The organism is Proteiniphilum sp. UBA5384 (assembly GCF_002410825.1).
Lineage (GTDB): Bacteria > Bacteroidota > Bacteroidia > Bacteroidales > Dysgonomonadaceae > Proteiniphilum.
The window spans coordinates 1-1,600 of sequence record NZ_DHOS01000074.1 but is presented as its reverse complement, the minus strand read 5'-3'; the positions used below and the strand labels follow the sequence as shown (position 1 = coordinate 1,600).

Here is a 1,600-nt window from a genome sequence, read left to right as displayed (position 1 = left end):
GAGTCCCTACCGGCAGAGAATAGTACGGATTTTAAGGCTTATATGATTTTTTTGAATAAGCTTTTGGAACAGGTTTGGTATAGTACCGACTTGCTGGTGATTGGAAATGAACCGTTCATTGAAACAAAAGTTGCCGAACGTGACCAGCGTGTGGTTGATTTTTATAAAGCGGTAGCCCGAGTGGTGATGCAGTTTCGTGACGGTCATCCCGATCGGGATGTTCCGATTTTTGTTGGTGCTTTCAATAATTTGTATGAGGAAACCTGGCAAACCGCAGCTGTAAACAGCTTGCTTTCCTTTGTTGAAGAAGAGCCGGGTATTGCGGGTATCGATATACATATCCATCATTCTGAAATGGAACATATACCAGCGGCGTTAAGTTTTGTGAGCAACAGGATTCGGGAGAACCAAAAGATTATCGTAACTGAATTTTCTTTGATGAAATATTGGAAATCTCATCTGACAGATGCTGTTTCAGAAACCTTTGCCATGGCGTGGCAAATTGATCCGGCATGGAAAAATTACCAGTACATTGATTATGCATTGAAACATCCCCGCCCAATGAGTGAGTGGTATGCTTTTTTAAAGAATAGTCACTGGTTTGAATCGAGAAAACATTACCTGCACGAAGCATATACTTTGATGACTGGAAATCCCCGGTTCCTGGTAGCGACATATGCTATTCGGCAAAGTTTTCCCTATAATCAGGATTTTAAGAGTACCAGTGATCCCTGGATACTAAATGGCTTGTTTGCAAACCGGACCATCGAACAAGATACGCTATTAAAACAAACCCAGTTTAATTATTCTTTTATGGATAATTTTATTGAATTCCAGAAATAGAGAAAGTGACACAGAAAATTGATATACTTTTAATGATCAAAAAATGACTAAAATTAATTTACCCGTTTTTTCTATACTGTTGATATGCTTATTTGCAATCTCTTGTACCAGTAAGAATAAAGAGATTCCCGTGATTCCTGCAGATCTCACCACCGGACTCAGGGCACCGGCCTACCCGTTGGTAACTGTAGACCCTTATTTCAGCGGCTGGTCGTATACAAACAACTTGTACGACGATCAGGTCCGTCACTGGACCGGAAAAGAGTTCCCTTTGCTGGGTGCTCTAAGGGTAGATGGAGAGACCTATCGTTTCCTGGGAAAAGAAAACTTGCCCCTAAAACCATTTCTTTCAACTGTTCGCGAAGAAAAGTGGACGGGTAAATATACATTCGAACAACCAAATGGGGAGGAATGGAAAAACATCGATTTTAATGATACCGGATGGAAAACCGGAACTTCTGCGTTTGGTACGCCCAACGAACCCTCTTTGTCTACCCTGTGGCAAACCAAGGATATCTGGGTGAGACGTACATTCGATCTTGAAGAGGATGTGGCCGGCAAGACCATCATTTTACATTATTCTCATGATGATATTTTTGAGTTGTATATTAACGGAGTTCAGGTTGTGAAAACCGGTTATTCCTGGAAATATAACGTAGTGGAAGAGCTTTCAGAAGAAGTGAAGGCTACGCTGAAAAAAGGAAAAAATATCATCACAGCTCACTGTCATAATAGAACCGGAGGGGGATATGTTGAC

At 41.2% G+C, this 1,600-nt stretch carries 2 protein-coding genes; both read left to right on the top strand.

The features are described from left to right. Positions 1-843 (top strand): hypothetical protein (locus tag B4G81_RS14845; protein ID WP_294083880.1); only part of this gene is annotated, 843 nt, incomplete at its 5' end. A 43-nt stretch (positions 844-886) separates the two neighbouring features. Then, on the top strand, positions 887-1,600 hold a 714-nt coding region (locus B4G81_RS14840), incomplete at its 3' end, for a DUF4964 domain-containing protein (RefSeq protein WP_294083878.1).